This window comes from Actinoplanes italicus, from assembly GCF_003001815.1.
Classification (GTDB): domain Bacteria; phylum Actinomycetota; class Actinomycetes; order Mycobacteriales; family Micromonosporaceae; genus Actinoplanes; species Actinoplanes italicus.
This window is the reverse complement of record NZ_PVMZ01000016.1, coordinates 61,475-87,326: the sequence shown is the minus strand read 5'-3', so window position 1 is coordinate 87,326 and position 25,852 is coordinate 61,475. Positions and strand designations below refer to the sequence as shown.

26 protein-coding genes are annotated in these 25,852 nt (G+C 72.7%); 22 read left to right on the top strand and 4 right to left on the bottom strand.

All coding sequences use genetic code 11. The features are described from left to right. Positions 1 to 2: 2 nt before the first annotated feature. On the bottom strand, positions 3 to 251 hold the full coding sequence (locus CLV67_RS32800) for a hypothetical protein (RefSeq protein WP_106325392.1): 249 nt from the start codon (positions 249 to 251) through the stop codon (positions 3 to 5). 51 nt (positions 252 to 302) lie between these two features. On the opposite strand from CLV67_RS32800, the gene CLV67_RS52175 reads away from it, so the two are divergent. Further along, entirely contained in the window at positions 303 to 440 is a 138-nt protein-coding gene (locus tag CLV67_RS52175) for a hypothetical protein (RefSeq protein ID WP_170154085.1), read from the top strand. Positions 441 to 635: 195 nt separating this feature from the next. Then, positions 636 to 1,346, top strand: a complete 711-nt coding sequence (locus CLV67_RS32795; RefSeq protein ID WP_106325390.1) for an AfsR/SARP family transcriptional regulator — start codon at positions 636 to 638, stop codon at positions 1,344 to 1,346. Positions 1,347 to 1,357: 11 nt separating this feature from the next. On the opposite strand, the gene CLV67_RS32790 is transcribed toward CLV67_RS32795, so the two are convergent. Further along, positions 1,358 to 1,543 (bottom strand): hypothetical protein, encoded by a 186-nt coding sequence (locus CLV67_RS32790; RefSeq protein ID WP_106325388.1) that lies wholly within the window; start codon positions 1,541 to 1,543, stop codon positions 1,358 to 1,360. Between the two features lie 162 nt (positions 1,544 to 1,705). On the opposite strand from CLV67_RS32790, the gene CLV67_RS32785 reads away from it, so the two are divergent. Genes CLV67_RS32785 through CLV67_RS32715 form a run of 16 tightly spaced genes read left to right on the top strand, consistent with a single transcriptional unit; the run spans position 1,706 to position 19,700 of the window. Further along, positions 1,706 to 3,649, top strand: coding sequence for an ATP-binding protein (locus tag CLV67_RS32785; protein WP_106325385.1), 1,944 nt, complete (start codon positions 1,706 to 1,708; stop codon positions 3,647 to 3,649). Further along, the gene (locus CLV67_RS32780; protein ID WP_106325383.1) at positions 3,639 to 4,457 is read left to right on the top strand and encodes a Pvc16 family protein; all 819 of its coding nucleotides are present in this window, start codon (positions 3,639 to 3,641) and stop codon (positions 4,455 to 4,457) included. Before CLV67_RS32785 ends, CLV67_RS32780 begins: the two co-directional genes overlap by 11 nt. Positions 4,458 to 4,471: 14 nt before the next feature. Next, positions 4,472 to 5,662, top strand: a complete 1,191-nt coding sequence (locus tag CLV67_RS32775; RefSeq protein ID WP_106325381.1) for a phage tail sheath family protein — start codon at positions 4,472 to 4,474, stop codon at positions 5,660 to 5,662. Positions 5,663 to 5,671: 9 nt separating this feature from the next. Continuing rightward, positions 5,672 to 6,100, top strand: coding sequence for a phage tail protein (locus tag CLV67_RS32770; protein WP_106325379.1), 429 nt, complete (start codon positions 5,672 to 5,674; stop codon positions 6,098 to 6,100). Next, positions 6,097 to 6,498, top strand: coding sequence for a hypothetical protein (locus CLV67_RS32765; protein WP_106325377.1), 402 nt, complete (start codon positions 6,097 to 6,099; stop codon positions 6,496 to 6,498). The genes CLV67_RS32770 and CLV67_RS32765 overlap by 4 nt, the downstream gene beginning before the upstream one ends. A gap of 2 nt (positions 6,499 to 6,500) precedes the next feature. Continuing rightward, entirely contained in the window at positions 6,501 to 6,617 is a 117-nt protein-coding gene (locus CLV67_RS54595) for a DUF6760 family protein (protein ID WP_307833897.1), read from the top strand. After that, a complete protein-coding gene (locus CLV67_RS51275; RefSeq protein ID WP_146169375.1) occupies positions 6,614 to 7,543 on the top strand; it encodes a hypothetical protein in 930 nt (309 codons plus the stop codon). The genes CLV67_RS54595 and CLV67_RS51275 overlap by 4 nt, the downstream gene beginning before the upstream one ends. 2 nt (positions 7,544 to 7,545) lie before the next feature. Further along, entirely contained in the window at positions 7,546 to 8,187 is a 642-nt protein-coding gene (locus CLV67_RS32755; RefSeq protein ID WP_203737645.1) for a CIS tube protein, read from the top strand. After that, entirely contained in the window at positions 8,184 to 9,848 is a 1,665-nt protein-coding gene (locus CLV67_RS32750; protein WP_106325373.1) for a phage baseplate assembly protein V, read from the top strand. Before CLV67_RS32755 ends, CLV67_RS32750 begins: the two co-directional genes overlap by 4 nt. Positions 9,849 to 9,860: 12 nt before the next feature. Beyond that, positions 9,861 to 10,247: a PAAR domain-containing protein gene (locus tag CLV67_RS32745; protein WP_106325371.1), complete on the top strand. Its 387-nt coding sequence runs from the start codon at positions 9,861 to 9,863 to the stop codon at positions 10,245 to 10,247. Next, positions 10,244 to 10,654 carry a GPW/gp25 family protein gene (locus CLV67_RS32740; protein ID WP_106325369.1) on the top strand — a complete coding sequence of 137 codons (411 nt, stop codon included), beginning with the start codon at positions 10,244 to 10,246 and terminating at the stop codon, positions 10,652 to 10,654. The genes CLV67_RS32745 and CLV67_RS32740 overlap by 4 nt, the downstream gene beginning before the upstream one ends. Further along, positions 10,651 to 14,214, top strand: coding sequence for a putative baseplate assembly protein (locus tag CLV67_RS32735; protein WP_106325368.1), 3,564 nt, complete (start codon positions 10,651 to 10,653; stop codon positions 14,212 to 14,214). Before CLV67_RS32740 ends, CLV67_RS32735 begins: the two co-directional genes overlap by 4 nt. 6 nt (positions 14,215 to 14,220) lie before the next feature. Beyond that, positions 14,221 to 15,219, top strand: coding sequence for a baseplate J/gp47 family protein (locus tag CLV67_RS32730; protein ID WP_106325366.1), 999 nt, complete (start codon positions 14,221 to 14,223; stop codon positions 15,217 to 15,219). Further along, positions 15,216 to 15,986, top strand: coding sequence for a hypothetical protein (locus CLV67_RS32725; protein ID WP_106325364.1), 771 nt, complete (start codon positions 15,216 to 15,218; stop codon positions 15,984 to 15,986). The genes CLV67_RS32730 and CLV67_RS32725 overlap by 4 nt, the downstream gene beginning before the upstream one ends. A 31-nt stretch (positions 15,987 to 16,017) precedes the next feature. Then, the gene (locus tag CLV67_RS32720; protein ID WP_106325362.1) at positions 16,018 to 17,499 is read left to right on the top strand and encodes a tail fiber domain-containing protein; all 1,482 of its coding nucleotides are present in this window, start codon (positions 16,018 to 16,020) and stop codon (positions 17,497 to 17,499) included. Further along, positions 17,499 to 19,700 (top strand): eCIS core domain-containing protein, encoded by a 2,202-nt coding sequence (locus CLV67_RS32715; RefSeq protein ID WP_106325360.1) that lies wholly within the window; start codon positions 17,499 to 17,501, stop codon positions 19,698 to 19,700. Before CLV67_RS32720 ends, CLV67_RS32715 begins: the two co-directional genes overlap by 1 nt. Here CLV67_RS32715 and CLV67_RS32710 read toward each other — a convergent pair. Continuing rightward, positions 19,697 to 20,164, bottom strand: a complete 468-nt coding sequence (locus CLV67_RS32710) for a hypothetical protein (protein WP_146169373.1) — start codon at positions 20,162 to 20,164, stop codon at positions 19,697 to 19,699. The genes CLV67_RS32715 and CLV67_RS32710 overlap by 4 nt on opposite strands. Positions 20,165 to 20,369: 205 nt before the next feature. On the opposite strand from CLV67_RS32710, the gene CLV67_RS32705 reads away from it, so the two are divergent. Then, on the top strand, positions 20,370 to 21,008 hold the full coding sequence (locus CLV67_RS32705) for a HEAT repeat domain-containing protein (RefSeq protein WP_106325676.1): 639 nt from the start codon (positions 20,370 to 20,372) through the stop codon (positions 21,006 to 21,008). Between the two features lie 42 nt (positions 21,009 to 21,050). Beyond that, positions 21,051 to 22,076 (top strand): HEAT repeat domain-containing protein, encoded by a 1,026-nt coding sequence (locus CLV67_RS32700; protein ID WP_106325356.1) that lies wholly within the window; start codon positions 21,051 to 21,053, stop codon positions 22,074 to 22,076. A gap of 18 nt (positions 22,077 to 22,094) precedes the next feature. Here CLV67_RS32700 and CLV67_RS32695 read toward each other — a convergent pair whose 3' ends face one another. Further along, on the bottom strand, positions 22,095 to 22,871 hold the full coding sequence (locus CLV67_RS32695; protein ID WP_239166807.1) for a hypothetical protein: 777 nt from the start codon (positions 22,869 to 22,871) through the stop codon (positions 22,095 to 22,097). A 172-nt stretch (positions 22,872 to 23,043) separates the two neighbouring features. On the opposite strand from CLV67_RS32695, the gene CLV67_RS32690 reads away from it, so the two are divergent. Both CLV67_RS32690 and CLV67_RS32685 read left to right on the top strand, forming a co-directional pair. Then, positions 23,044 to 24,270 (top strand): WD40 repeat domain-containing protein, encoded by a 1,227-nt coding sequence (locus CLV67_RS32690; RefSeq protein ID WP_239166808.1) that lies wholly within the window; start codon positions 23,044 to 23,046, stop codon positions 24,268 to 24,270. 78 nt (positions 24,271 to 24,348) lie between these two features. After that, entirely contained in the window at positions 24,349 to 25,785 is a 1,437-nt protein-coding gene (locus tag CLV67_RS32685) for a GGDEF domain-containing protein (protein WP_170154084.1), read from the top strand. Positions 25,786 to 25,852: the final 67 nt, after the last annotated feature.

Sequence of the window (25,852 nt, the reverse complement as noted above, 5' to 3'; positions counted from 1 at the left end):
GCTCAGGGGCACGAGGCGGTGACCTCGGTGGTGCCGGTGTAACGCTGCCACTCCGAGGCGGTGAGCGTGCCGATCGGGCCGGCGCAGATCGTGGTCAGGACCTGGTCAGGATCGAGGTTCCACTCCATGACCGCGCCGTCGGTGACCGTGCGCAGGCGGCCGGGCGCGGGGAAGGTGAGCGCCGAGGTGGTGGCGCCACCGGTGGACAGGGCAGCGAGGAAGGTGCCGTCGCCGGCGTCCCACAGCCGCACCGTGCCGGACTCGGCGGTGGCCAGGATGCGGCCGAGCGGGTCGGCTTCCTGATGGTGCAGCTCTTCAACGCGGAGGAGACGGGGGCCGTGCTGGCGATCACCGACGTGACCGATACGGCTTCGACCAACACCGACCCGGAGAAGATGCTCGGCACCCGGAGGACGTACTGCTGCATCCGCAGCGGGTGAACTATCGCCGGGTGGCTGCGCAGCGCGTCATCCCCACCTGTAGCTCGGAGCGCCCGGATTCCGGCCGGGGCGACGCCGTGATCAGGGTGACGGCACCCGTTGGTGACAGATGGCTGTCCCGTGGGGGTCACCGCGGTGCCATCGGCGTTAGCATTTGCCCGACGGCACGCCCTGCGAGGGGAGACCGGTGAGGCGATGGCAGGCACCGAGGTCTCTGTCGCGCTGCTCGGCGGCTTCGCCCTCAGCGTTGACCACCGCACGGTTCCGCTGGTCCACAGTGCGCAGCGGCTCGTCGCCTTTCTCACCCTGATCAACCGGCCGGTCCGGCGTGAGCCGCTCGCCGAGGTGCTGTGGCCCGGCTGCGGGCAGCGCCGGGCCGCGGCCAACCTGCGGTCCTCGCTGTGGCGGATGCGCCAGAGCTGCGCCGAACTCCTCGACGCCGGCGAGCGCCTGGTGGTGCTGCGCCCGGACGTCGTGGTCGACGTGTGGCGGGCCGCCGGTGAGGCCCGCCGGATGCTGGCCGACCCCGCACCGGCCGACGACACGATCACCGGCCACCTCCGTGACGACCTGAGCGCCGACGTGCTGCCGGACTGGTCGGACGAGTGGGTGCTGGCCGAGCGGGAACGTTACCGGCAGCTGCGCCTCCATGCCCTGGACATGATGTGTGAGCTGCTCACCAGGTCCGGGCGCTACGGCGAGGCGATCGACATCGGCCTGGTGGCGGTACGGGCGGAGCCGTTACGCGAGAGCGCCCATCGCGCCCTGGTCCGGGCGCATCTGGCCGAGGGCAACGTGGCCGAGGCGATCCGGCAGTACAACCGCTGCCGCCGGGTCCTCCACGACGAGCTGGGTATCGAGCCCTCACCCCGCCTGAGGGAACTGCTCGTGGCGATCCGCCGCTGAGCGGTCACTCGCTATCCGTCGCCGAGTTCCTCCAGCCAGCGACGCACCACGGCGCACGCGTCGTTCACGCTGGCGGCCGTCGCGACCTCTCGGCTGGCGTGCGGGGTGACGGCGATGGCGCGTACCCGCACCTCGTCCGGGCCCTCCCGCCACGCGCGCAGGATCAGGACGCTGGGCCGTTCCGCGCTGTCGTCCAAGCGACTCTCCCGCCGTGAGGGAGCCACCAGCATCGCAGCGGGCCATCCGGGACCGGCCGGGTGGTGACAGCCCGGTGACGCCGCGGTGACGCGGCCGCCATGGTGGGCCGACGATGCCCGGATAACTTGACGCTGATTCCGGCCGAGGTGGGGTGAGGCGCGATGTCCGACAGCACCGGGCTGTCCGCCGCCTTGCGCCGCCTCGACACGCTGCTCGACCACGCGGTGCGGGCCGCGCCTGCCGCGTTCGGCCCGGCCTCGGCGGTGGACCGGTTCCGGGGCCTCTACATCGACGCGGACGAGGCCGCCCGGCTGCTCACCCGGTCACCCGGCGAGCCGCTGTTCCCGCCGCCGGCAGGCGGGGACCGGCCGGGTCGCGGGGAGGACGTGCTCCTCCGGGGTCTCGGACTCTCGGGCTTCGAGGTGGATCTGCTCGCGATCGCGGTGGCGCCCGAGGTGGACCTGCGTTACGAGCGGATCTACGCCTACCTGCAGGACGATGTGACCCGGCGCCGGCCGAGCGTCGATCTGGCGTTCAACCTGCTCTGCGGCACGGCCGAGGAACGCCTGGCCGCCCGGGCCCGCCTGTCCCCGGACGCCCCGCTGCTCGCCGGCGGCCTGCTGCGGGAGCCGCCCGAGCACGATCGGCCCCTGCCCGCCCGCACCCTGGTGGCGAGCGAACAGGTCGTGCGTTTCCTGCTGGGCGAGACCGTTCCCGGGCCGGCCGAGCCGGTGCTCGCGGACATTCCGGAGCGTGTCCGCCGTACGCTCCCGGAACTGATCGCCGAAGGCGGCCCTCTCTGCCTGTATCTACGCGGGCCCGGAGCCCGGGCCGCCGCGACCGCCGCCGCCCACGCCGCGGGCCGTCCGATCCTGCTCTCCCGGGACCTCCTCGCGGCCCGCCTCCACGGGGCCGTTCTCTGTATGCCCGCCGACCCGGACACGCCCTGGGCCGCACTGGCCCGGCACCCCGGGGTGACCCTGCTGACCGGCACCGCGCCGTGGGAGCCCGCCCCCGGCGGCCCGGTCGGGGTGACCACGATCGACGTGCCCCATCCGGCACCGGCCCGGCGGCGCGAGATCTGGACCCGGCACCTGCTCGCGCACGGCCTGCCCGCTGCCACGGACGTCGTCGCCGAGCTCGCCGACCGCTTCCGGCTGGGCGACCCGCAGATCGCCGACGCCGTGGCGGCCGGTGCGATCGCGGCCCGTCTGGAAGCGGATCCGGCGGAGAACGGCCCGGCCGAGATCATGCGAGCCGCGGCCCGTGGCCAGACCGGTCACGAACTGGCCACACTGGCCACCCGGATCAGGCCCTGCGCGACCTGGACCGATCTGGTGCTCCCGGCGGACGAGTCGGACCAGGTCCGGGAGCTGGCCCGGCGGGTCCGGCAGGGGAGGCGGGTGCTCACCGACTGGGGCTTCGGAGCCGTGGGCAGCCGCGGGAACGGTGTGACGGCGCTGTTCAGCGGCCCGTCCGGGGTGGGCAAGACCCTCGCGGCCGAGGTGGTCGCCGCCGACCTGGGCCTGGACCTGTTCCAGATCGACCTGTCGCGGGTGGTCAGCCGCTATGTCGGGGACACCGAGAAGAACCTGGACCGGGTCTTCGCCGCGGCCCGGGACTCCAACGCGATTCTCTTCTTCGATGAGGCGGACGCCCTGTTCGGCAAGCGGTCGGCGGTGCACGACGCGCACGACCGGTACGCCAACGTCGAGGTCGCCTACCTGCTGCAGAAGATGGAGACGTACGACGGTCTGGCGATCCTGGCCACCAACCTGCACGACAACATCGACACCGCGTTCGCCCGCCGCCTGTCGTTCCTGGTGCGGTTCCCGCTGCCGGACCGGGCGGGCCGGGAACTGATCTGGGCCGGGGTGTTCCCGCCCGCCACCCCGCTCGCCGGCGACGTGGACCTGCCCGCGCTGGCCGCGCTGTTCAAGGTGAGCGGTGGCGTGATCCGTAACATCGCGCTGACCGCGGCGTACGCGGCCGCCGACGAGGACGTGCCGGTCGGACCGGCGCATCTGGAGCGGGCGGCCCGCCGCGAGTACCGCAAGCTGGGCCGGATGTTCCCGGCCGAGCCGGAGACCGCCGATGTTCGATGACGTGGACCTGAGCCTGAAGTCGCTGCTCGACGACACGGCCGCGCCGGAGGCCGTACGGGACGCCGAGGTCGACTTCCGTACGCCCGGCCGTGACTACGCACCGGCCCAGGAGACCCTGAACCTGTTCCTGACCGACGTGGTCGAGAACGGCGCGCTGCGCGACGCCGGCATGATCATCGAGCGGGCGGGTGGTGAGATGGTCCGGCGGCGGCCGCCGTTCATCGCCGACTGTCGCTATCTCATCACCGGCTGGGCCTCGCCGGACACCCCGGTCGACCTGGCGTGGACCGGTGAGCACCGGCTGCTCGGCGAGACGCTGCGCTGGCTGGCAGGTTTCCCGGCGCTCCCGGCCGTGCACCGCAAGGGCGGCCTGCGAACGCAGCCGGACGCGCCGCCGATGCTCGTCGCCCATCCGGCACAGGGCCGCCGCGACGAGTTCTGGGCGTCGCTGCACATCGCACCGCGGCTCGCCCTCGACCTCTGTGTGACGGTCGCGTTCGACCTGGACGCCGAGGTTCCCGAGGGTCCGCCGGTGACCACGCACGCGCTGGCCTTCCCGCCGGCCGCGGCGATCTACACGATCGCGGGCGAGGTGCGGGCGGCCGACGGCCTGCCGGTGGCGGTGGCCCGGGTGGTGCTGGAACCGCTCGGGCACACGGCGGTGACCGACGGGCGGGGACGGTTCGTGTTCGGCGGTGTCCCGGCCGGCGACTACCGGCTGCACACCACGTCCGGAGCGCGGGAGAACGACACCGGCATCCGGGTTCCGGCGATCGCGGCCAACGGTTACGACGTGACCCTGACCTGAGTGAAGGGGAGAAGATGGCGACCTATCTGTCACCCGGCGTCCACGTCGAGGAGACACCACCGGCGGCCCGGGCGATCGCCGGGGTCGGCACCAGCACGGCCGCGTTCGCCGGGGAGGTCCCGGACAACGTGAAGATGCCGTTGCGCCCGGGTCGGACCGGCCTGAAGGCGGACGGGACGACCGTCGAGCCGGCCGACTTCTACACCGTCGCCAAGGCCGGTGACCCGGTGCCGGTGACCAGCTGGGAGGAGTTCCGGACCGCGTTCGGCGACTTCCAGAGCGCCAACGCCGTTCTCGCGCACGCCGTGTTCGGCTTCTTCAACAACGGTGGCAGCCGCTGCTGGGTGATCCGGGCGGCCGCCAAGGCCGGAATCGACGATCCCACCAAGACCCTCGCCGCACTGGAGGCGATCGACGAGATCGCGATCGTCGCGGTCCCCGGTGCGGTCGCCAAGGCCCAGCACGACGCGCTGATCGCGCACTGCTCCCGGTTGCAGGACCGGGTCGCGATCCTCGACGGGGCGGCCGCGGATCCGCCGGTCGTGGCCACGATCCGCCCGGCTGGGCTGAGCACGCAGGCCGCGTACGCGGCACTGTACTTTCCGTTCATCAAGGTCGCCGACCCGCTGAAACCCGGCGACGAGACGACGGTGGCCCCGTCCGGGCACATCGCCGGGATCTACGCCCGCAGCGACGCCGCCCGCGGTGTGCACAAGGCGCCGGCCAACGAGGTGATCCTCGGCGCGCTCGGTGTCACCCAGCGGATCAGCCAGGCCCAGCAGGACGGCCTCAACCCGGAGAACATCAACGTGCTGCGGGTCTTCAACGGTGCGGTCACCGTCTGGGGAGCCCGGACCATGGCGAGCAACACAGCCGAGGAGTTCCGGTACATCAGCACCCGCCGGTTCACCAACTTCCTGCGTGAGTCGCTGACGGAGGGCCTGAGCTGGGTGGTGTTCGAGCCGAACAGCCCGGCCCTGTGGCAGCGGATCACCCGCAACGCCGGCGACTTCCTGACCCGGCAGTGGCGGGCCGGCGCCCTGCTCGGCGCGGAGGCCGGCGACTCGTTCTTCGTCCGCTGCGACGCGAGCACCAACCCGCCCGACGTCCGCGAGATCGGCCAGGTGGTCACCGAGATCGGCGTGGCCGTGGTGAAGCCGGCCGAGTTCGTGGTCTTCCGCATCCAGCAGCTCACCGGCGGTTAGGAGTGTGCCGTGACATACCCGCTCACCAACTTTCGCTACCTGGTCGAGATCGACGGCCTGACCGAGGCCCGGTTCTCGCAGGTCAGTGGCTTCGGCTCGCAGATGGAGGTGCTCGAGTACCGGGAGGGCGGACTGCCCGCCGCGGTGATGAAGCTGCCCGGCCGGATCAGTTACCCGGACATCACGCTGCGCTGGGGTGTCAGCGACAGCGAGCAGACCCGGTTCCTCTACACCTGGCATCAGCAGGCGATCAACGGGACCGTCGTGCGGCGCAACGGCTCGATCGTGCTGCTCGGCGAGAACGGCATGGAGCGGCTGCGCTACAACTTCTTCCTCGCCTGGCCGTCGCGGTTCCAGCACGCGGCCCTCGACGGCAAGGGCAGTGACGTGGCCATCGACGAGATGGTGCTCAGCTGCGAGCGCCTGGAGCCGGTGTGAGCACGCCCGTCACCGAGTTCCCGTTCACCCTCCCGGTCGGTTACGTCGACGCCGGCGGTGCCGTGCACCGGGAGGGACGGATGCGGCTCTCCACGGCCGGTGACGAGATCCTGCCGCTCAAGGACCCTCGGGTGCAGGCGAACCCGGCGTACCTCTCGGTGATCCTGCTGTCCCGGGTCATCGTCAGCCTCGGCGACCTCGAAGTGATCAACCCGCATGTGGTGGAGGGACTGTTCGCGGCGGACATGGCCCATCTGCACGGGGTCTACAACCGGATCAACGGGGGTGGGCCGGCTTTCGCGGTGGTCTGCCCGTACTGCGAGCGCGGGTTCGACGTGGAGCCTGAACCGCCGGGGGAATCCTCGGCTACCCCCTCGACCGTCTCCACCGGGAGGTAGCCGTGCTCGCCCTGCATTTCCACTGGTCACACGGTGAGTTGATGGCGCTCGACCACGCCGAGCGCCAGCGCTGGGTGCACCACCTCACCACGTTGCCGGCGTCGCGGGACCTGGCGTGAACGGGCCCGTCGCCGACCGGCTCGCGTGGCGTCCGCTGCTGGCCCGGACCGCACCGGTCAGCCGCGCCGCCGGTCTGCCGTGGAGCATGGCCCGGGCCGCCGCGTCGGCCCGGGAACGCGCCGATGCCGCCCGCGTGCACCTGGTCCGCCGGCCGGACTCGTCCTCACCAGCGGTTTCCTCCGGTCCGGCAGCCGTCTTCCGGACATCAAGATCAACTGCTGCTGCGGTACGGCCGGAGCACCCCACGGCTTCTCCCGCGTATCCGGTTCCCCCCTCTGTCGTGGCCTCACCCGCCGTCGACCCCGGGCATCGGGCCCCGGCCCGGGCCGAACCATCCCTGCCCCCGCGGATCGTGTCCGGGGCCACCGGACCCTCGCGCCCGGTCCACCCCGGCTTCCCGGCCTTCCCCGAGCGACCGCACCCCGACGGGTACCGGGCACCCGCCGAAGCGGGTTCGCCACGGCCGCCGGCCGGTGTGCGTCGCCCGGACGAGCACCTTCCGCCCGCGCCCGCCCGGACGCGGGCCCGTGTGGACCCCCCGCCCCCGTACCCCTTCCCACCGGCGGAGACCCGAGTTTCCAACGCGGCGGGAGCGGCACCGAGAACCATGGCGCCCGCGCCGTTCGCGGCATCTCCGGCGCCTGCTCCGGGCGTACCGGAAAAGGGTTTGCCGCGGTGGGCCGACCGGCTCACCGCAACCACCGCGCCGGTCTTCTTCGAAGATCTCGATCTCCGGCAGGTGTCACCGATGCCGGACGGGCCGCAACCGGACGCCGGGCCGCAACCCGTCGCCGTGGCCGCCGGACCGCCACCCGCCGTCCCGGCGGTCCGGCCGGAACCGGTCGACCTCGACGCGCTCACCGACCGGGTGGCCCGCCGCCTGGCCCACCGTGACCGGCTCGACCGCGAACGCCGGGGACGGTAGCCATGCCCCTGGACAAGGCGCTGCTGGTGGTCCGCGAGCCGCCACCCCGGATGGCGATCCCGGTGCTGTTCAACCCACCGGAGTACCAGCTGGCCCGCACCAACCAGTACGCCGAGATCGGCATCCCCGGACTCGGCTCGTCGCTGGTCCAGTTCGTCCGTGGCGGCGCGCAGACGCTGACCATGACGCTGTTCTTCGACACCACCGACACCGGGCTGGACGTACGGGCGTTCACCGAGCTGGTGGTGGGGCTGACCACGATCCGGGCGACCACACACGTACCGCCGAGGCTGTTGTTCCTCTGGGGTTCGCTGGTCTTTCCGTGCGTGCTGGAGAGCGTCACGCAACGGTTCGTGCACTTCAACCCGGCCGGACTGCCGCTGCGCGCCGAACTGACGGTCACCTTGCGCGGCGACGACCTGCTCGAACAGCTTCTGGCCCGGATCCCGCTGGAGTCGACCGACCGGAGCAAGAGCTGGATGGTCCGGGACGGCGACACACTGCAGGCGATCGCCGCCGCCGAGTACGACGACCCGCGCCGCTGGCGGCCCATCGCCCGGGCCAGCGGCCTCGACGACCCGCTCAGCCTGCGGACCGGCCACCGCCTGGTCGTTCCCGCGCTGCCGGAGGGGGAGGAGCGGTGAGCGACTTCCCGGACGTGTACGCCCCGGCCGCCGCCATCACCGTCGGTGGCCGCCCGCTGCCGCCCGAGGTCGCCGGCCGGGTGCTGCGGATCAGCGTGACGCAGCGCCTGAACCCGCCCGACGACTTCACCATCGAGTTCTACGACCCGTCGCTCACCGACGACACCGCCACCGGCCCGGTCACCGAGGGCGACGAGGTCACCGTCGCCCTCGGCTATGTGGGCCGCACCCGCAGGCTGATCAGCGGAAAGGTGTCCGCGGTGACCGCCGAGTTCGGTGACGGGGCCGCGCCGACGCTGCGGGTGGAGGGCTTCGACGCGCTGCACGAGCTGACCCGCGGCACCGTCTACCGGGTCTTCCCGGGCGAGACCGCGGGCACCGGCCAGCCGGACAGCGACATCGTCAAGGTGATCGCCCAGGAACTGGACCTGCGTACCACCGCCGAGTCGGTCGAGACGACCCTGCCGCTGGCCCGTCCCCGGGTCCAGCGGCACGTCACCAACCTGGAGTTCCTGGAGGCGCTGGCCGCGGCCAACGGCTTCCGGATCTGGGTCGAGGACCGCACCCTGCACTTCCGCCGCGACCGCCCGGCCGGCTCCACCATCGAGCTGGCCTGGGGCAAGACCCTGGAGAGCTTCTCACCGCGGCTGTCGATCGCCGGTGTGGTGGAGAGCGTCGAGGTACGCGGCTGGAACCCGGCCCAGCGGCAGAGCTTCTCCGCCCGCGCCACCCGGTCCGCCGGCCGGCGGCTCAGCACGGGCGGCCGCCGGGAGGTCGGCCGGGGCGCCGGGCGCAAGTCCGAGCTGGTGGTCGTGCACGCGCCGGTGTCCAGCGCCGACGAGGCCCGGACGCTGGCCGAGCAGATCCTGCGCGACCAGTCGGAGAACCTGGTCACCGGCTCGGGCACCTCGGTCGGCCATCCGGATGTACGGGTCGGCAGCCCGCTGAGGCTGACCGGGCTCGGCCGGTTCAGCGGCACCTACACCCCGTCACTGGTCACCCACACCCTCGGTTCCGGCGGTTACCGGGTGTCGTTCGAGGTCAACGGCACCACCGCGGCACCCGCGCCCGCCCCGGCGGCCCGGCATCCGGGGCTGCTCTGCGGGATCGTCACCGCCAACAAGGACGACGGCCGCCAGGGCCGGGTGCGGCTGACGATCCCCGGCCTGGACGAGGGGACCGAGCACTGGGCCCGGGTGGCGACCCTGACCGCCGGTGACGACAGCGGCAGCCTGTTCCTGCCCGAGGTCGGCGACGAGGTGCTGGTCGCTTTCGAGGACGGGGACGCCGGAAGCCCGGTCGTGGTGGGTGCCCTCTGGAACGGCCGGGCCCGCCAGCCGGCCGAGAACGAGGCGGTGCGCCTCCTACGGTCGCGCAGCGGTCACGAGATCCGCCTCGACGACACCGAGGACGCCGAGCTGATCGAGATCGCCGGAGCGGGCGGCGCCGGGCGGCTGACCGTGGACGCCGCCGGGGGAACCGTGACGATCGAGTCGTCCGGCGACATCGAGCTGCTCGCCCGCGACGGCGCGATCCGGCTGGCCGCCAAGTCCGTCGAGGTCACCGCCGACGACACGGCCAGCCTCCACGGAGTGTCCGGCCTGGACCTGACCTCGGACGCGGGTCTGACCATCAACGGCTCCACCGTCGACATCAACTGAGAGGGGCTCGCGATGGGCAGCGCCGCGGCCACGGAAGGCGACAGGGTGACCGGCACCGACACCCACCTGGTGATCCCGTCGTCGGGTGGACCGCCCGTGCCCACCCCGGCACCGTTCTCCGGCCGTCTCGACGGCGGCCTCAGCTCCGACGTGCGGATCGGGGGCAGGGCCGCGGCCGTGGTGGGCAGCACCGTGACGAACTCACCGGGGCACGTGCCGTCAGGGGGCACGTTCGCCGTGCCGCCGCGCGACAGCGGCACCGTCGCGGCCGGCAGCGCCACCGTACGGATCAACGGCAAGCCCGCGGCCCGGTCCGGGGACACCGTGCTGACCTGCAACGATCCGGTGCCGCTGCCGGCCGGCACGATCGCCGCCTCCGGGGCGGTGACGATCGGATGAGCGACCAGACCGGACGGGACTTCCTGGGGGCCGGGCCGGCGTTCCCGTTCGTCCTCGACGAGTCCGGGGCGCTGCGCTCCCACTCGCTCGACGAGCACGTACGGCAGTCGATGCTGCTGATCCTGGCCACCGTCCCCGGCGAGCGGGTGATGCGCCCGGACTTCGGGGCCGGCCTGCGGGAGCTGGTCTTCGCGCCGCTCAACCCGGCGACCGCGGCGATGCTGCGGCACGAGGTCCGGGAGGCGATGGTGCGGTTCGAGCCGCGGGTCGACGTGCTCGGCGTGGACGTGCGGATGGAGGCCGAGGGGCCGGGCTCGCTGGTCGTCGAGATGAGCTGCCGGGTCCGTGCCACCGACACCATGTTCAACCTGGTCTACCCGTTCTACCTGGACCGGGGGCAGTCATGACCGGCGACCGGGCACCGCGCGCACCCCGGCTGGACCGGCGTGGCGCCGACGAACTGCTGGCGCTGCTGCGCGAGCGGGCGGCCGTGCACCTGCCGCGATGGACGCCTCCGGAGAGCGGTGACCCGGGGACCGTGCTGCAGCTGGCGTTCGCCCGCCTGATGGAGGTGGCCCTGGCCCGTCTCAACCGGGCGCCGGACAAGCACCTGCTGACGTTCCTGGACACGATGGGGGTGAGCCTGCTGCCGCCCGCTGCCGCGACCGTCCCGCTGACCTTCGGGCTGGCACCCGGCGCCGCACCCACGGTCGTTCCGGCCGGCACGGCGGCGGACCGGCCGGCGGGGGCGGGCTCGCCCGCCGTGCGGTTCGAGACCACCGCAGCGCTGACCGTGGTGCCGTCCCGGCTGATCGCCGTCCACACGGTCGACCCGGTCGCCGACGGCAGCGGAACCGGAACCGCGCCCTTCACCGGTGAGACACCTCTGGAGCACGTGCTCTGGATCGGCTGCGGCCCACTCCTGGAGACCGGCCGTGACCTGCGGCTCGTTCTGGAGTTCGCCCTCGACGGCGCCACGCCGGCGGAGGAACTGCACCGCTTCTTCCGCCGGGCCGAGTTCGTCCACACCGCCGGGGGCGTACGCCGGGTCGTGCGGCCCGACGACGTCGAGACCGGCTTCGGCGGACTGGTGGTGGTGAGTCTGACGATCGGCGCCGTGGACGCGTCGGTGCTGTCCGGGCCCGGCCTGCCGCGACCGCTGGAAGACCGGTGGCTGGGTCTGCGGCTGCGCGAGCCGCTGCCGGTCGAGCCGTTCGCCGCCGGACTGACGGGCCGGGTGATCAGCACCCTGGTGGAGGCGTTGGACCGGCCGCCGGACGCCGCGCTGGCCGGGTCCGTGCCGGTCGACGTCACGCGGGACTTCCTGCCGTTCGGCGAACAGCCCCGGGCCGGCGACGTCTTCCACATCGGCGGCGACGAGGTGTTCGGCAAGGGCCCGGGCATCGTCGACCTCACCGTGACGGCCCGCTCCGGAACCCCCTTCGGTGATCTGGAACTGGCCTGGGAGTTCCTCGGCGCCGACGGCTGGACCTCCTTGGAGGTGGAGGGAGCTGTCACCCTCACCCAGGAACGCGAGACGGCACGGATCACCCTGCCCGGCGTGGTTCCGCGCATCCGGTTGGGCCAGCGCACCAGCAGGTGGATCCGGGTCCGGATCGCCACCGGCGACTACGGCACACCGGACCGTTTCGATGTGGTGGACGGCAAATTGGTGAAACGGGACGGCACACTGGACCCGCCGCGGCTCACCTCGATCCGGCTCACCTGTGTGGCCTTCCGCGAGGCGGTGGTGGTGCGCCAGACCGGCCCGGTGCACGAGGACGTCACCGGCCGGGCGCGGCCGCTGTTCACCGGCGCCGATGCCGTGCACGACCCGGCGCTGGCCACCCCGGACCCGGCGCTGTACCTCGGTTTCGACACTCTCACCGCGGACCTGCCGGTCACCCTCCACCACGTCGCCGCCCTCCGCTCGACGGCCACCGACACCGCGCCGGTGGTCTGGGAGTGCTGGACCGGCGCCGCGTGGCGGCCGCTGCCCGTCCTGGACGAGACCGCCGAACTGCGTACCTCCGGCACGATCACCCTGCTCGTCCCGGCCGGGCTCGCCCCGCTCGACCGGTTCGGCGACGGCCCGGCGCTGTGGGTGCGGGCGCGCGCACCACGGACCCTGCCCACCGACACCCGCAGGCTGCACGGCCTGTTCCTCAACACGGTCCCCGCGATCCAGGCCGCCACCGTCGCCGGAGAGGTCCTCGGCGGTCCCGGTCCGCGGTTCGCCCTCAGCGGCAGCCCGGTGCTGCCCGGCCCGGCCGTGCGGGTCCGCGAGGGCGAGCCGCCCCCGGCCGGTGAACGCGCCGTGATCGAGGCCGAGGAGGGTCCGGACGCGCTCACCACCGAGATCGACCCGGTCACCGGCCGGGACACCACCTGGGTGCGCTGGCACGAGGTGCCGTCGCTGGTCCGGTCCGGCCCGCGCAGCCGCCACTACACCCTGGAACACACCACCGGTGTGATCACCTTCGGTGACGGGGTCCGTGGCCTGGCGCCACCCCGCGGCACCGGCGGCATCCGCGCGACCTACCGGGTCGGCGGCGGTTCGCGGCCCGGCCTGGCGGCTGGGACGATCAACCAGCTCGCCACCACGATCCCCGGCGTCAACCGGGTCACCAACCCCGTCCCGGCCGAGGACGGGGCGCCCGCCGAGACGACCGCCCTGGTGACGGCGCGTGGCCCGCAGGTCCTGCGGCACCGTGACCGGGCCGTGGCCGCCGGTGACCTGGCCTGGCTGGCCCGCGAGGCCGCCGGAACCCGGGTCGCGCGCAGCGTCTGCCTGCCGAACCTCGACCCCGGACTGCGGCGTACGCCCGGCTGGGTCACCGTCGTGATCGTCCCGGCCGGTGACGCGCCCCGCCCCACCCCCGGCCCGCAGCTGATCGCCACCGTCCAGCGTCACCTGGCCGAACGGGCCGCGGTCGCGCTCACCGGCCCGGCCGGCGACCGGATCGCCGTGATCGGCCCCGGCCACCTGCGGGTCGGCATCGAGGCCGAGGTCGCACCACGGGACCTGACCACGGCCGGGCCGGCGAAACTGGCCGTCCTCGACGCGCTCGACCGCTTCCTGCACCCGCTGCACGGCGGTCCGGCCGCAACCGGCTGGGAACTGGGCCGCGACGTGCACGTCTCGGAGATCGCCGAGCTGATCGAGAGCCTGCCCGGCGTCAGCCACGTCCGGTCGCTGCGGCTGCATCCGGCCGCGCAACGTCGTGAGGTCGCGTTCGCCCGGCCCACCGCCCCGCTGTCCGGGCCCGGAGCCCCGGCCGGAACCCTGCTGGCCGCCCCCGATCTGAGCATGAGCGCCCGCACCCTGGAGCCGGTGCCCGCCGGAACCCTCGTCGACCGGCTGACCGTCGGCGGGGTCGCGGAGGGGGACCGTCTGTCCTGTGTGCTCGACGTGTTCGTGGACGGGCCGGGCGACGAGCCCGGATCGCTGCGGTTCCGTCCGCTGCGGCCTCACGACGGCCCGACACCTCCGCCGGGCAGCCCGGTGGTGTTGCTCGACGGCCGGGCCGGTCGCCTGCTGTCCCCGATCCGCGAGGACCGGATCATGGTCACCGGCCTGGACCCGGTACCGGGGGAGGAGACAATCCTCAGCGTCTTCCACCCCGCCGAGGTCACCGTCACCGACGTGATCGCCGCCGGCGACGGGGTCCTCGACGTATGGATCGAACCCGCCGAGCTGGCCATCCCGGCCGGGACCGTGCTGGGCCGCACCGATCAGTCGGCCCGGATCACCGTCACCGAACCCGCCGAGGGATCCGCCGTCACCCGGCTGACCTGCGCGGACCTGACCCCGCAGACGCTGGTCGTGCTCGGGCCCGGCCTCGACGGGCGCAACCCGGTCGCCGCGGAGATCTCGGCGGTACGCCCGGTCACCTCGACGGTCCACCTCGACACCGTGGTCTTCCCGTACGCCGGGGGCCACCGGATCACCCTCGTGGGCGGGTGAGGCGCCGTGCCGCTGCCCGTTCCGAACCTCGACGACCGGACGTTCGACGACCTGCTGGCCGAGGTGCGGGCGCTGATCCCGGGCGCGCTGCCCGGCTGGACCGACCACAACCCGTCCGACCCCGGGATCACCCTGCTGGAGCTGTTCGCGTTCCTGGCCGAGGCGGCCGTCTACCAGGTCGACCGGATCCCGGAACGCAGCCTGCGCCGGTTCGCGGCCCTCGCCGGCGGATCCGGCCCGGACGACGAGCCGGTCGAGCGGCTGCTGGCCCGTACCGTAGAGGCTCTCCGCACCCCCGGCCGGGCGGTGACCGGCCCGGACATCGCCCGGGTCCTCGCCGGCAGTGGCATCCTCGCGGTCGATCCGGTGCTGCCCCGCGCACTGCGGGCCGGCGACCCGCTCCTGGGCACCACCCTGCTCCGCGATGCCGACGCCGGAGACGACGCGATCCTGGTCGCCGACGCCGGGCACGGCGGGCGCTTCCCGGTCGACGGCACCGACGTGAATGCCGTCCCGATCGCCCGGAGCACCGCGCTCGCACACACCGCCGCCGGCGAACGGATGGTCCGGGTGCTCGTCCTGCCCGGCGGGCCGGTCCTGTGCCGCCTGGCGTTCACGCTGCTCAAGGCCCGCACCCCGATCACCACGCGGGTGCGGGTCGCGCCACCACGGCTGCGGGCGCTGACCGTCGAGGCGACCGTGGTGCGGGACTTCGCCGGGCTGCTGCGCCGCGACACCGTCCAGCGGCGCGCCGAGCAGGCCCTGTCCCGCTTCCTGCACCCGCTGACCGGCGGCGACGACGGCACCGGCTGGGAGTTCGGGCGCCCGGTCTTCCGGTCCGAGCTGTTCCAGGTGCTGGAGCGCCTCGACGGCGTCGACCACGTGCGGCGGCTGCTGGTCGAAGGGTCCGAAGCCGACGTGATCGATCTGGAGGACCCGTTCGTGGACCCGACCGAGACGCTGGTGACCACGGCCCGGGTGGACGTGACGGTGGTGGACGGATGAACCGCGTCGACTTCTTCGGCCTGCTGCCCGGGGTGTTCCGGCCGGCCGATGGCGGCAACGACGTCATCGGGCCGTTCCTGCACGCGTTCGAGGACGTCTACGAGCAGCTGCGGGCACAGATCGCGGCCGTACCCGACCTCCTCGACCCCACACTCACCCCGCCCGCCGCGCTCACCCACGCCGACGGTGACGCCTTCGCGTTCCTGCAGTACCTCGCCGACTGGATCGGCATCCGCCTGCGCCCGGAGAAGAGCGTCGCCTGGAACCGGGAGCTGTTCGCCCGTACCGTCGCCGTCGCACCCGATCGCGGCACGCTGACCGGGCTGGACACCCTGCTGCGGGCCTGGCTGCGCGACGACATCCCGGCCGATCTGCCGCTGGTGATCACCGACCTGACCCGCCGGCACAACGACGTCGACACCGTCTTCCAGCTCGGCGAGTCGATCCTCGGCGTGTCCACCGTGCTCGGCGAGGGGCCGGCGCACTTCTTCGTGGTCGACCTGGTCGCCGACCCGTCGGTCCGGGTGCTGCACAACCCGGTCGGCCTGGACGTCCTGCAACGGGTCAGCCGGCTGCTGCTCGACGACGAGAAACCCGCACACACCAACTACCAGCTGCGCATCAGGGGTACGACCATGCAGCTCGCACCGCCGGCCCTGGCCGACGCCCGGCCGGGGGAGACGTACGCGCAGCTGGAGGACGGTCCGGAACTCGGCACCGCCCTGCTCTGGTCCGATCCCTGGGTCTTCGAGAGCTCCACCACCTGAAAGAGCTCCACCACCTGAGAGGGGGTGCCGCGTGGTCAGCCGCAACCAGCGCCTGGACCGCCGGATGAACTGGTTCGACCGGCAGTTCCTGCGTGCCCAGGACTTCGCCGACGAACAGGACTACCACCTGGACCGGCGGCGCCGGCACCTGCGACAGATGCACACCTCGGGCATCACCGAGGGCCTCGTGGTCAACGGCGACGCCGGGGACTCCGCGGTCACCGTCGACGCCGGGGGAGCCGTCGACGACCTCGGCAACGAGATCGTGCTGCTGGCCCGTACCGCCGACATCGTCCTGCCGACCGGCCCGACCAGCGCCCGGCTCTGGGTCCAGTTCGCCGAGGTGGAGACTGACGAGGCCACCGACCCGGGGGTCACCGGCTTCACCCGGGTCACCGAGGTCCCCCGTTTCGTCCTGCAGGAGATCGCACCCAACCCCGCGCCACCACCCACCGCCGGGGTGCCGCTCGCCGTCCTCTCCCTCGACCAGGGCACCCTCACCGACCGGCCCGACAACACCGACCGCCCCCGCGCCGGGACCGTCCTCGGCGAGGCCTCCGTCGACGGCCTCGTCCTGGAGTCCGACGGGGTGCCCGCGGCCGGTTGGGCCCGGATGTCCTCCGGCGAGGGCACCGTGCGGTTCCTCACCGGCGAACCGGCCACCGAGCGGATGCGCATCGGCGTCGACGGTACCGTCGCCATCGGCACCACCCAGCCGTTTCCCGGTGTGGTCACGGTGGCCGGCGACATTCCGCTGTCCCTGTCGAGCGTGACCCAGCCGCCGGACATCGGCGGCCTGTGGCGGCTGTCGCTGGAGCAGAACGGTTTGGCCTTCCAGAACAACACCGCGCCCACCGCCGACTTCAGCGAGATCCAGGCGACACTCACGCTGCGGCCCCGCGCTGTCGACGTGGACGGTGGGGTGACGATCCGGAACGTGCCGCCGGACGACGTCACTCCCGCGGACACCTCGATGTCGCTGGTGACCCGGGGATCGAACGGTGGTGAGATCACCTGGCGTGTGCTGGGCTCGGCCGGCCTGACCGGGAACCTCAGCACCTTCGATGTCGGTACGGACCAGGCCGGGGTGCCGTTCCTTCGCATCACCGAGGACGGCACCACGATCCTCAACCCGTCCGGCGGGAACACCATCGTCCCGGCCATCTCGACGCTCATCGTCCTGGGCAACCTGGACAAGGGGTGCGACGAGTCCCTCAAGGACGACATCCGGCCTCTCGGCCCGACATCGGAGCAGCTGCAGGCGGTGCGCGCGGTCCGCTTCCGGCCGCGCCCCGGGCCGGGCCTCCCCGCCGAGACCGACCGGGAGCGGTACGGGGTGGTGGCGCAGGAACTGGAACAGGCCTTCCCCGAGCTGGTATCGGAATACGACGGCATCAAGACGGTGGACTTCAGCGGGCTCTGCGCCGTGTTGCTGGAAGCGGTCAACGAGTTGCGCGCCGAGGTGACCGGCCTGCGCGACCGGGTGGCCGCCCTGGAGAACCAGGACGACTGATGCGGGCCCGCGACCACCGTTCCCCCGAGGTGACCGGCGACGACATCGTGACACCGTCCCGGACCGTCGACCCGCTGCCGTCGGCGGCCGGCAACACGGCGTTCACCGGCCTGCTCACCGGCGGGGTGCCGCTGCACCCGGCGATGCGGGCGGCGATGGAGGCCCGTCTCGGCCAGGACCTCGGCGACGTACGCGTGCACACCGGCCCGCCGGTGCCCGGCTCCCTGGCCCGGACCAGCGGGAACGACATCGTCCTCACCCCGGGCCGGCACGCCCCCGGCACCCCGGCCGGTGACCGGCTGCTCGCCCACGAGCTGGTCCACGTGGCCCAGCAACGCGCCGGCGGCGGTGGTGCGCCCGGTCCGGTGCACGAGGACGAGGCCGACCGGATCAGCCTCGGCCCGGGCGGTCCCGTCACGGTCACACCGAGCCGGGCCGGTGCCGTTCAGCACGCCGGTAAGGTGCCCGGCGGTGTCGAGACCACGATCGTCACGCCGGCGATCCGGGACATGCTCGGCCGGGTCGGGATCACCGTCGCCGAGCAGGTCACCTTCCAGGTGCTGGCCGCAGACGGCACGGTGCTCTTCAACGGCCGCGCCGACTTCGTGTTCCGGGACCGTCTGGGCCGCCTGGTGATGATCGAGGCGAAGGGCTCCGACGAGGACGCACTGCACAGCAACCAGAAGGACGACCCGGTCACCGGCGAGCCGGGCTACGTGAGGATCCTGGAGAGCGAGGCCGGTGCCATGGTCCGGTTCACCTCGCACAAGCAGGAGGCCAAGAACGCGAAGGTCGAACGCTGGCTGATGGAACGGGTCACCGGCGAGAACTTCCTCCGCGTCGGCCTCAAACGGATCGCCGACCTCGAGGCGGCGTTGCGTGAGATGGAGAAGCTGCCGCCGGCCGCGTTCAGCTACTCCGACTCTCAGGGCACGCGTTTCTACACCGCTGCCGAGAAGCTTCTCTTCGAGGAACGGGAGCTGAAACCAAATGGCATGTCGCTGAACTCCGCCTCGTCGAACAAGGTCGCCCCACCGTCGGCAGCCGCGAAGCCGTCGGCATCGGCCGCCGCGTCTCGTAAGGACCGTGAACCCAAGGTGGTGGCACCACCGAAAACCGTCTCGCCGGTACCGTACGAGCGGAAACCGAAGCAGGAACCAGTCGTGCCGGCTCCGGTCGTACGCCCGAATCCGCCACGGCCCCCGGCCCCCGCGCCCACTCCGGCGCCGCCCGTGCCCGCCCGGCGCAAGGAGCCCTTCAACACCATCGTCGAATACCGGCCGCAGCTCCCGCCCGCTCCCGAAGCACCTCCGCCGCACTTCGAGCACGAGCCACTGACCGCCGGTCCTCCGGTGGCCGCCGGACCTCCTTCGCGGACGAGGCCCGTCAAGGTCAAGCCCTCGGGCGGTGGGCGGCCGAGCCCGTGGAGGGTCCCCGAGCGCGGCTTCCGGCCGCGTACCCCGCTGGGCTTCGGGGGCGGCGGTTCCGGCCGCGGCCTCGACGACGCCGCCGAGCAGCTGGGCGAGGCGATCGGCCGTGGCATGGAGTGGATCGCCGAGCAGGGCATCCAGCACCGGATCCGGGAAGAGATCGAGGCCCGGGGCGCCGCCATCGACGCCTACCGGGAGGCCAATCCCTACGACGGCGTCCTGCTCTTCGTCTACATCACCGAACCGGACCCGGTGACGAAGCTCCCGGACGCACCGAACATCCGCGGTTTCCTGACGATGGTCCAGCACAACGGCGGCCGCAGTGAGGAGGAGGCCGTCGAACGGGTGCGGGGCCAGGACCAGATGATGCGGGGTGCCGGCCCGGGTTCGGTGATCGGCGAGGAGCGGATCATGTGGTTCCCGCCGCGCCGCACCGTACGCCCCGGCGAGTGGATCAGCGGTGAGTTCGTCAGCGGCACCGTGCCTTACCGCCTGACGATCGAGTTCGGCGACGGCGACGCGCTGTCGGTTCGTGCGGAGGACGGCACCGAGCGGTACGCGGTGTCGCAGGCCCGCCTGAGCGCGGAACGCGGGAGCCCGGACGGGCCACCGATCATCGTGCTGTCGGTGACCATGGTGAAACCGTCGTCCCGCCTCCGGATCGAGTCACGCTTCGAGGTGCTGGACGGCAGCACCCTCGCCGAGCGGTCGACGGTGACCGGCCCGGACGGCTCCCGCACCGGCCACGTGGCGACCTGGATCAAGCCTTAGGGCAGTTCGAAGTGGTGGATGTCGGGGGTCCCGAAGGTCAGGCCCCACCGGTCGCCGGGCTCGGGCGCCGTGGGAAGCCCGGTGAGGCTACCCGCCTGCCGGTCGGCGAACCGCCGGGCCGGCCGCCGGACGGCCAGGAACGCGAACCACCGGCGTTCCAGCTCGGCCAGATCGTCGAACAGACCACCGGGATCGTCACGCCACCGCTGTTCCGAACGGTCCACCCGCATCCCGGTGACGTCCGGCAGGTACTGCCAGACCGGCACGGTGATCTGCGGGTTCGTGCCGGGACGGATGTCCACGGCCCGCCCGAGAGCGTGCTCGCTGAGCGCGCCCAGCACGTACCGCCCGGCACGCCGCTGCGGCCGGGCGTTGAAGCCCTGCGGCCTGACCCGTTCCCCGGCAGCCTCGGCCGCGTCACCGGCCCGGGCGAGGGTCTCCGGATCACCCAGCTCCCGGACCATCGTCAGCAAATCGAGCCCCAGCCCACATAGCGCCACCGGACCCACGTCCGGACGACCTCCTCGACGGGCGGATCGTGATCCAGGTAGAAGCCGACGTTTATCCGGTCCGGCCCGATGCCGGTGTGCAGTTCTCGCAGCGCCTGCCGCCGGCACTTGACCTTGACACAGTGACAACCTTTTGACTGTGGCTGAGGAGGTGGTCACGATGACCATGCCGGAGGCGGCACTACAGGGATTGCACAGCGACAACCCGTCGGTACGGCTGCGGGCGACGATGGCGGTCGGTACGAACCCGGACAAGAAGTTCGTGGGCGAGCTCATCGAGAGGTGCGCGGTCGAGCCGGAGTTCTCCGTGCGGGAGATGCTCACCTGGGCGCTGACACGCCACCCGCCGTCCGAGACCGTCCCGCGGCTCGTCGCGGAACTCGGCTCGCAGCGGACGCAGGCACGGAGCCAGGCGCTGCACACGCTGTCCAAGATCGGTGACCGGCGGGCCTTCCCGGCGATCACCGAGACGCTCCTCGCCGACGCCGACGAGGAGGTGGCCCGCAGCGCCTGGCGGGCTGCGGTGGCGCTGGTGCCGCCGGGTGCGGAACCCGCGTTGGCGCGGGTGCTGGCGACGCAGCTCGGCCGCGGCGCACGTGAGACGCAGCTGAGTCTCAGCCGGGCACTCATCGCGCTCGGCGAGGCGATGATGCCGGTCTTGGAAGCTGCGATGCGGCATTCCGACCCGGGAGTACGCCGGCACGCGCTCGCCACCGAGCAGCTGTCACGTGACCCCGAGGCGGGCTTCGAGTTCGCGATCGGGGAGGCCACGCGGATCGTCGCTCTCGGGCCCGCCTGACGGTGTTCCCGCCCCCAGCCTGCGGGAGGAGAATGGTCGACCGTGTTGATCGGTGAGGTGGCACGGCGGTCCGGGGTCAGCGCTCGCATGCTGCGCCACTATGACTCGCTCGGCCTGTTGGGGCAGGTCGGGCGTACCGGCTCCGGCTACCGGGAGTACTCCGGCGAGGACATCGAGCGGATCCTGCACATCGAGAGCCTGCGGGCGCTGGGCCTGTCGCTGCGCGAGGTCGGGCGGGCGCTGGACGATCCCGGTTTCCGGCCATCGGAGCTGATCGCCGAGCTGAGCCGGCGGACGCGTGAGCGCATCGCCGCCGAGACGAGGCTGCTCACCCAGCTCAGCCGTGTCGGCGCCGCGGAGCCGGCGGGCTGGGAGGATGTGCTGCAGGTCGTCGCGCTGCTGCAGGCCCTGGGGTCGGACAGCCCCGGCAGGCGCCAGCGTGCGGCGCTGTCGTCGGCCGGGGAACGCGCGGTCCCGGTGGACGCGCTGGTCGAGGCGGCGCTGAACGAGTCCGATCCGAACGTCGCCGGGGCCCTGCGCTGGGCCCTGGCGCATTCGGGCGGAGGGGTGGAGCAACTGGCGGCGGGCCTCGGGTCATCCGTCCCCGAGGTGCGGGAACGCGCCGTCCAGACGCTCGCCGAGCTACCGGGCGAAGCGGCGACCGCGCTGCTCGAGGCCGCCCTCACCAACGCCGACGTCGTCGTACGCCGGTTCGCGGCGCTGGCGCTCGGGCCGCGCGGATCGGCCGAGGCCATCCCGGCGCTGATCGACATGGTCGCCGTGGAGGGCCGCGACGTCGACGCCGCCGATGCGCTCAGCGTGCTGGCAGGCGACCCGGCTCTGGCCGAGCGGATCGCGACGGGGCTGGTGGATCGCCTGACGTGGGCCACCATGGAGCCGGTGGCCCGCCGGCAGCTGACGCAGGCGCTGGCCGGTATTCCGGGGGAGAGGACGTCGCGGGCGTTGGCGGAGCTGACCCGGGACCCGGACCGGGCTGTCGCGGTCACCGCCGCGTACCTGCTCGAACTGCGGGAGTCGCCGGACTGGAGCCGGGATCACGCGCGGTGACCCCGGCTGGGCGGCGGCTCAGCAGCCGAGGCGGCGGGTCGAGAGGGCGATGTCGTCGATCCACAGGTCGAAGCCGGTGGGTGTGGTGCCGCCCTGGTACAGCTGCCAGCCGATCTTCACGGTGTTCACCGCGGGCAGGACGAACGGGACCTGGTTGCCGCCGTGCTCCTGCTCCGAGGCGCGCAGGGTGATGTCCCGTCCGATCCAGGTGGTCACCGTGTTCGTCGCCGGGTCGAGCCGCCACTCGACGCACTGCCAGGTGTCCTCGGTGGCCGGCGCCGACTCGGTCCACGCCGTCCAGTCGCCGGTGGGGCCGCCGTCCGCGCCGATGCCCCAGAGGTTGCGCCGCAGGGTGGGCACGTACTGTCCGCCGACCGGCCGTACGACCTCGGTGCTGCCTGTTCCGGTCGCCTCGACGAGCGTGAAGTGAGCCCAGTCGGGCGCCGTCGGGAACGCGTCGACGCGCAGCCGCATGCGACCGTAGAAGCCGTCCGCGGGTGCCGCGAAGTCGTCGACGCGCAGGAAGGCGCGGCCGTTGTCGCGGGTGCTCACGTGCAGCACCTTGTCGCGTCCGCTCCGCCGTTCGACGGTGAGCGTGCCGTTGCGGGTGTCGATTCCCCAGTCGAGGCTGCTGGCCCCGCCGGACGGCAGCCGGTCGAAATCCTCGCAGAACAGGATGCCCGGCCGGGCGCATCCGCGAGACGCCGAGCCGCTCGTCGCGCTCGCCGTCCCGGCGCCGGCGAACAGAGTCGCGGTCATCGCTGAGAGGGCGAGAAGCAGGCCGTAGCGCTTCACACGTTCCTCCTTCCAGATAGATGTGGGAGCGCTCCCATCGTACACGCAATCGGTGTTTATCTATGCCTAGATCGGCCTGGATGCTCGCGGTCTCGCGCCCGGGCTGACACTCGGTCGGAGGAATGCGACGATTAGCATAAAACCGCCCATACAGTGTGTATACGGTGCAGACGTGACTATCAATGGGAAGCAGAGAAGCGTACGAACCACCCGCGCGGCCGGTCGCCGGCGTACCGGAAGGGTCGCCGTCTTCGCCGTGGCCGGGGCGCTCGGGCTCACCACCGGCACCGTTCCGCAACCCGCGTTCGCCCAGACGCCGGAACTCGTCGCGCAGCGCTGGACCACGCGCGCCCCCGGCGCCGCTGCGGACGCCCGGCTGCGGGGCGTGGTGCCCGGGGTCAACGGGCGGGTCACGTTGCGCCGCGACGGCAAGGTGTTCGCCACCGTGAGCGAGGCGACGGTGCGGCAGTGGAGCGCCACGACCGGGCGTCCGGTGGGAGCGGCGTTGCCCGGCATCGTCGGAGCCGTCCATGCGCTCGAATACGGCCCGGACGGCTCACGGCTGGCCGTCGCCGGCGACAGCGGGGTGTCACTGTGGGACGCGGTGACCGGGCAGCGGTCCGTCGCCACGCTGGCCGGCCATGCCGGGGCGGTACGGTCGGTGGCGTTCAGCGCCGACGGACGGCTCATGGCCACCGCAGGCGACGACGCCACGGTCCGGTTGTGGGATCCGGACTCGGGGCGCCTGGTGCACACGCTGATCGGGCACGTCGGCGCGGTTCGCAACGTCGTGTTCAGCCGGGACGGCAAACGCCTCGCCAGCGCCGGGGCCGACAACACGGTGCGGCTGTGGCGCGCCGCCACAGGCCTGCCCATCGGTGCGGCGCTCACCGTCAGCCCCGGCCCCGTGTACGCGACGAGTTTCAGCCCGGACGGCCGGCTTCTGGCCGCCTCCGGTGGTGGCAACCTGGTGCGGCTCTGGAACCCCGCCACCGGCGAACCCGCCGGCGAGCCGCTCACCGCGAGTTCCGGACCGGTGTACGGCCTCACGTTCAGTCTCGGACAGAAGCTGCTGGCCACCTCCTCCGGCGCGGACAACACCGTCCAGGTGTGGAACACCACGACACGCCTGCAGGCCACCGCACCGCTCACCGGCCATGCCGGTCCGGTCCGTGCCATGCGGTTCAGCCAGGGCGGGGACCTGCTGGCCACCGGAAGCGACGACGGCACCGTGCGGCTGTGGGACACGGCAACCGGAAGCCTCGCCGATGCGCCGCTGACCGGGCATGACGGGCCGGTCTGGGCGTTGCGGATCAGCCGTAACGGCAAACGCCTGGTCACCGCCGCCGCGGACGACAAGGTGCGGGTGTGGCGCGTAGCCCCGAAGACCGGGTCCTGACTGGATGGCGGGGCCGGTGGCGGCCCCGCCCGCCCGGGCCCGCTAAGTTCGCCCCGTTCCACGCCGATGGTGCTGAATGTGCGGTTGCGTTGGTTCGCTGCCTGGTCTGCGGGCCTCATCCTGACCTTCCTGGCGGTTCCCACCCAGTGGCGCGGCCTGCCCTTCATGCTGCTCACCCTCTCCGTGATTCCCGCGGTGTGGTCCGGGGCCCGGCGCAGCCCGGCCGGAACCCGGTCACCGTGGTGGTTCATGCTGGCCATGCTGGGCTTCTTCAACGCCGGCAACCTCGTGTGGATCTGGGACGTCGAGGTACGCCACCATGCCACCGGTGACGGCGGTGTCGCTGACCTGCTGTTCGCGGTGGCGAACATCTGCTCCCTCGCCGGCGCGCTCATCGTGGTCGTACGCCGGGGTCGCCGTGACGTCGGCGGCGTGATCGACTCGGCGGTCGCCGCTCTGGCCTTCGGCGGCCTGTTGTGGGACGCCGCCGTGCTGCCCCACCTCACCGCGGCGGGAACACCCCTCGTACGGCAGGTAACCCTGTTCGTCAGCCTGTTCGTGATGTGCGGAACCGTGGGCGCCCTGGCCCGCGTGTCGCTGGCGTCCGGCACCCGGCTGCCGGCCGTCCGCCTGCTGGCCTGGGCCATGGCCGGCGCCATGAGCGGCAATCTCGCGTCGATCTTCTTCACCGACCCCGCGACGGGGGTGCGCCCGGACTGGACCAACGCCCTGTTCCTGGTCGGCTACGCCTGCACCGCCTGCGCCGCCCTGCACCCCTCCGCGAGCACCGTCACCCAGCCGGGCACCGCACCGGCCGACGACCTGACCCCGCTGCGGCTCACCTTCCTCGGTGCCATGATCGCCCTGATCCCGATCGTCGGAGGCGTCCGGATGATCGCCGGCGAACCCAGCGCGGGCATCCTGGTCGCCCTCGGCTCGGCCGGGATCGTACCGCTGGTGATGTTGCGCATCGCCCGCCTCGCCTCACAACGGCGCGCCGCCGAGAAGAGCCTGCGGCACCTGGCCACCACCGACGGCCTGACCGGCCTGCCGAACCGGGCCGCCTGCCTGGCCGACCTGACCACCGCCCTGGCCGGCGACCCGGCCGGGACCGCCGTCGTCTTCCTCGACCTGGACGGGTTCAAGAGCGTCAACGACGGGCTCGGCCACGCCGCCGGCGACGCGCTGCTGGTCGCCGTCGCCCGGCGGCTGCGCGAGGACATCCGCAGCGAGGACACGGTGTACCGGCTGGGCGGCGACGAGTTCGTCATCATCTGCGGCAGCGACGACGTGGACACCATCGCCGCTCGCATCCGTGACCTGGTGACCCGGCCGGTCCCGATCGGCGCAGGCGACGTGCGCATCGGTGTCAGCGCCGGAGTCGCGCACGCCGTGCCCGGTGACACGACCGACGGGCTGATCATCCGCGCCGACCTGGCGATGTACGAGGCCAAACGCGCCAAGCGCATCGGGGCGCTCAGCATCACCGTCGCGCCTGAACCGGTCGCGGCCTGAGAACGCGGTGTGCGCTCGTGATCTTGAGGGCCGCGCGGCATGCTCTATATTTGCCGGAAGATCCGTA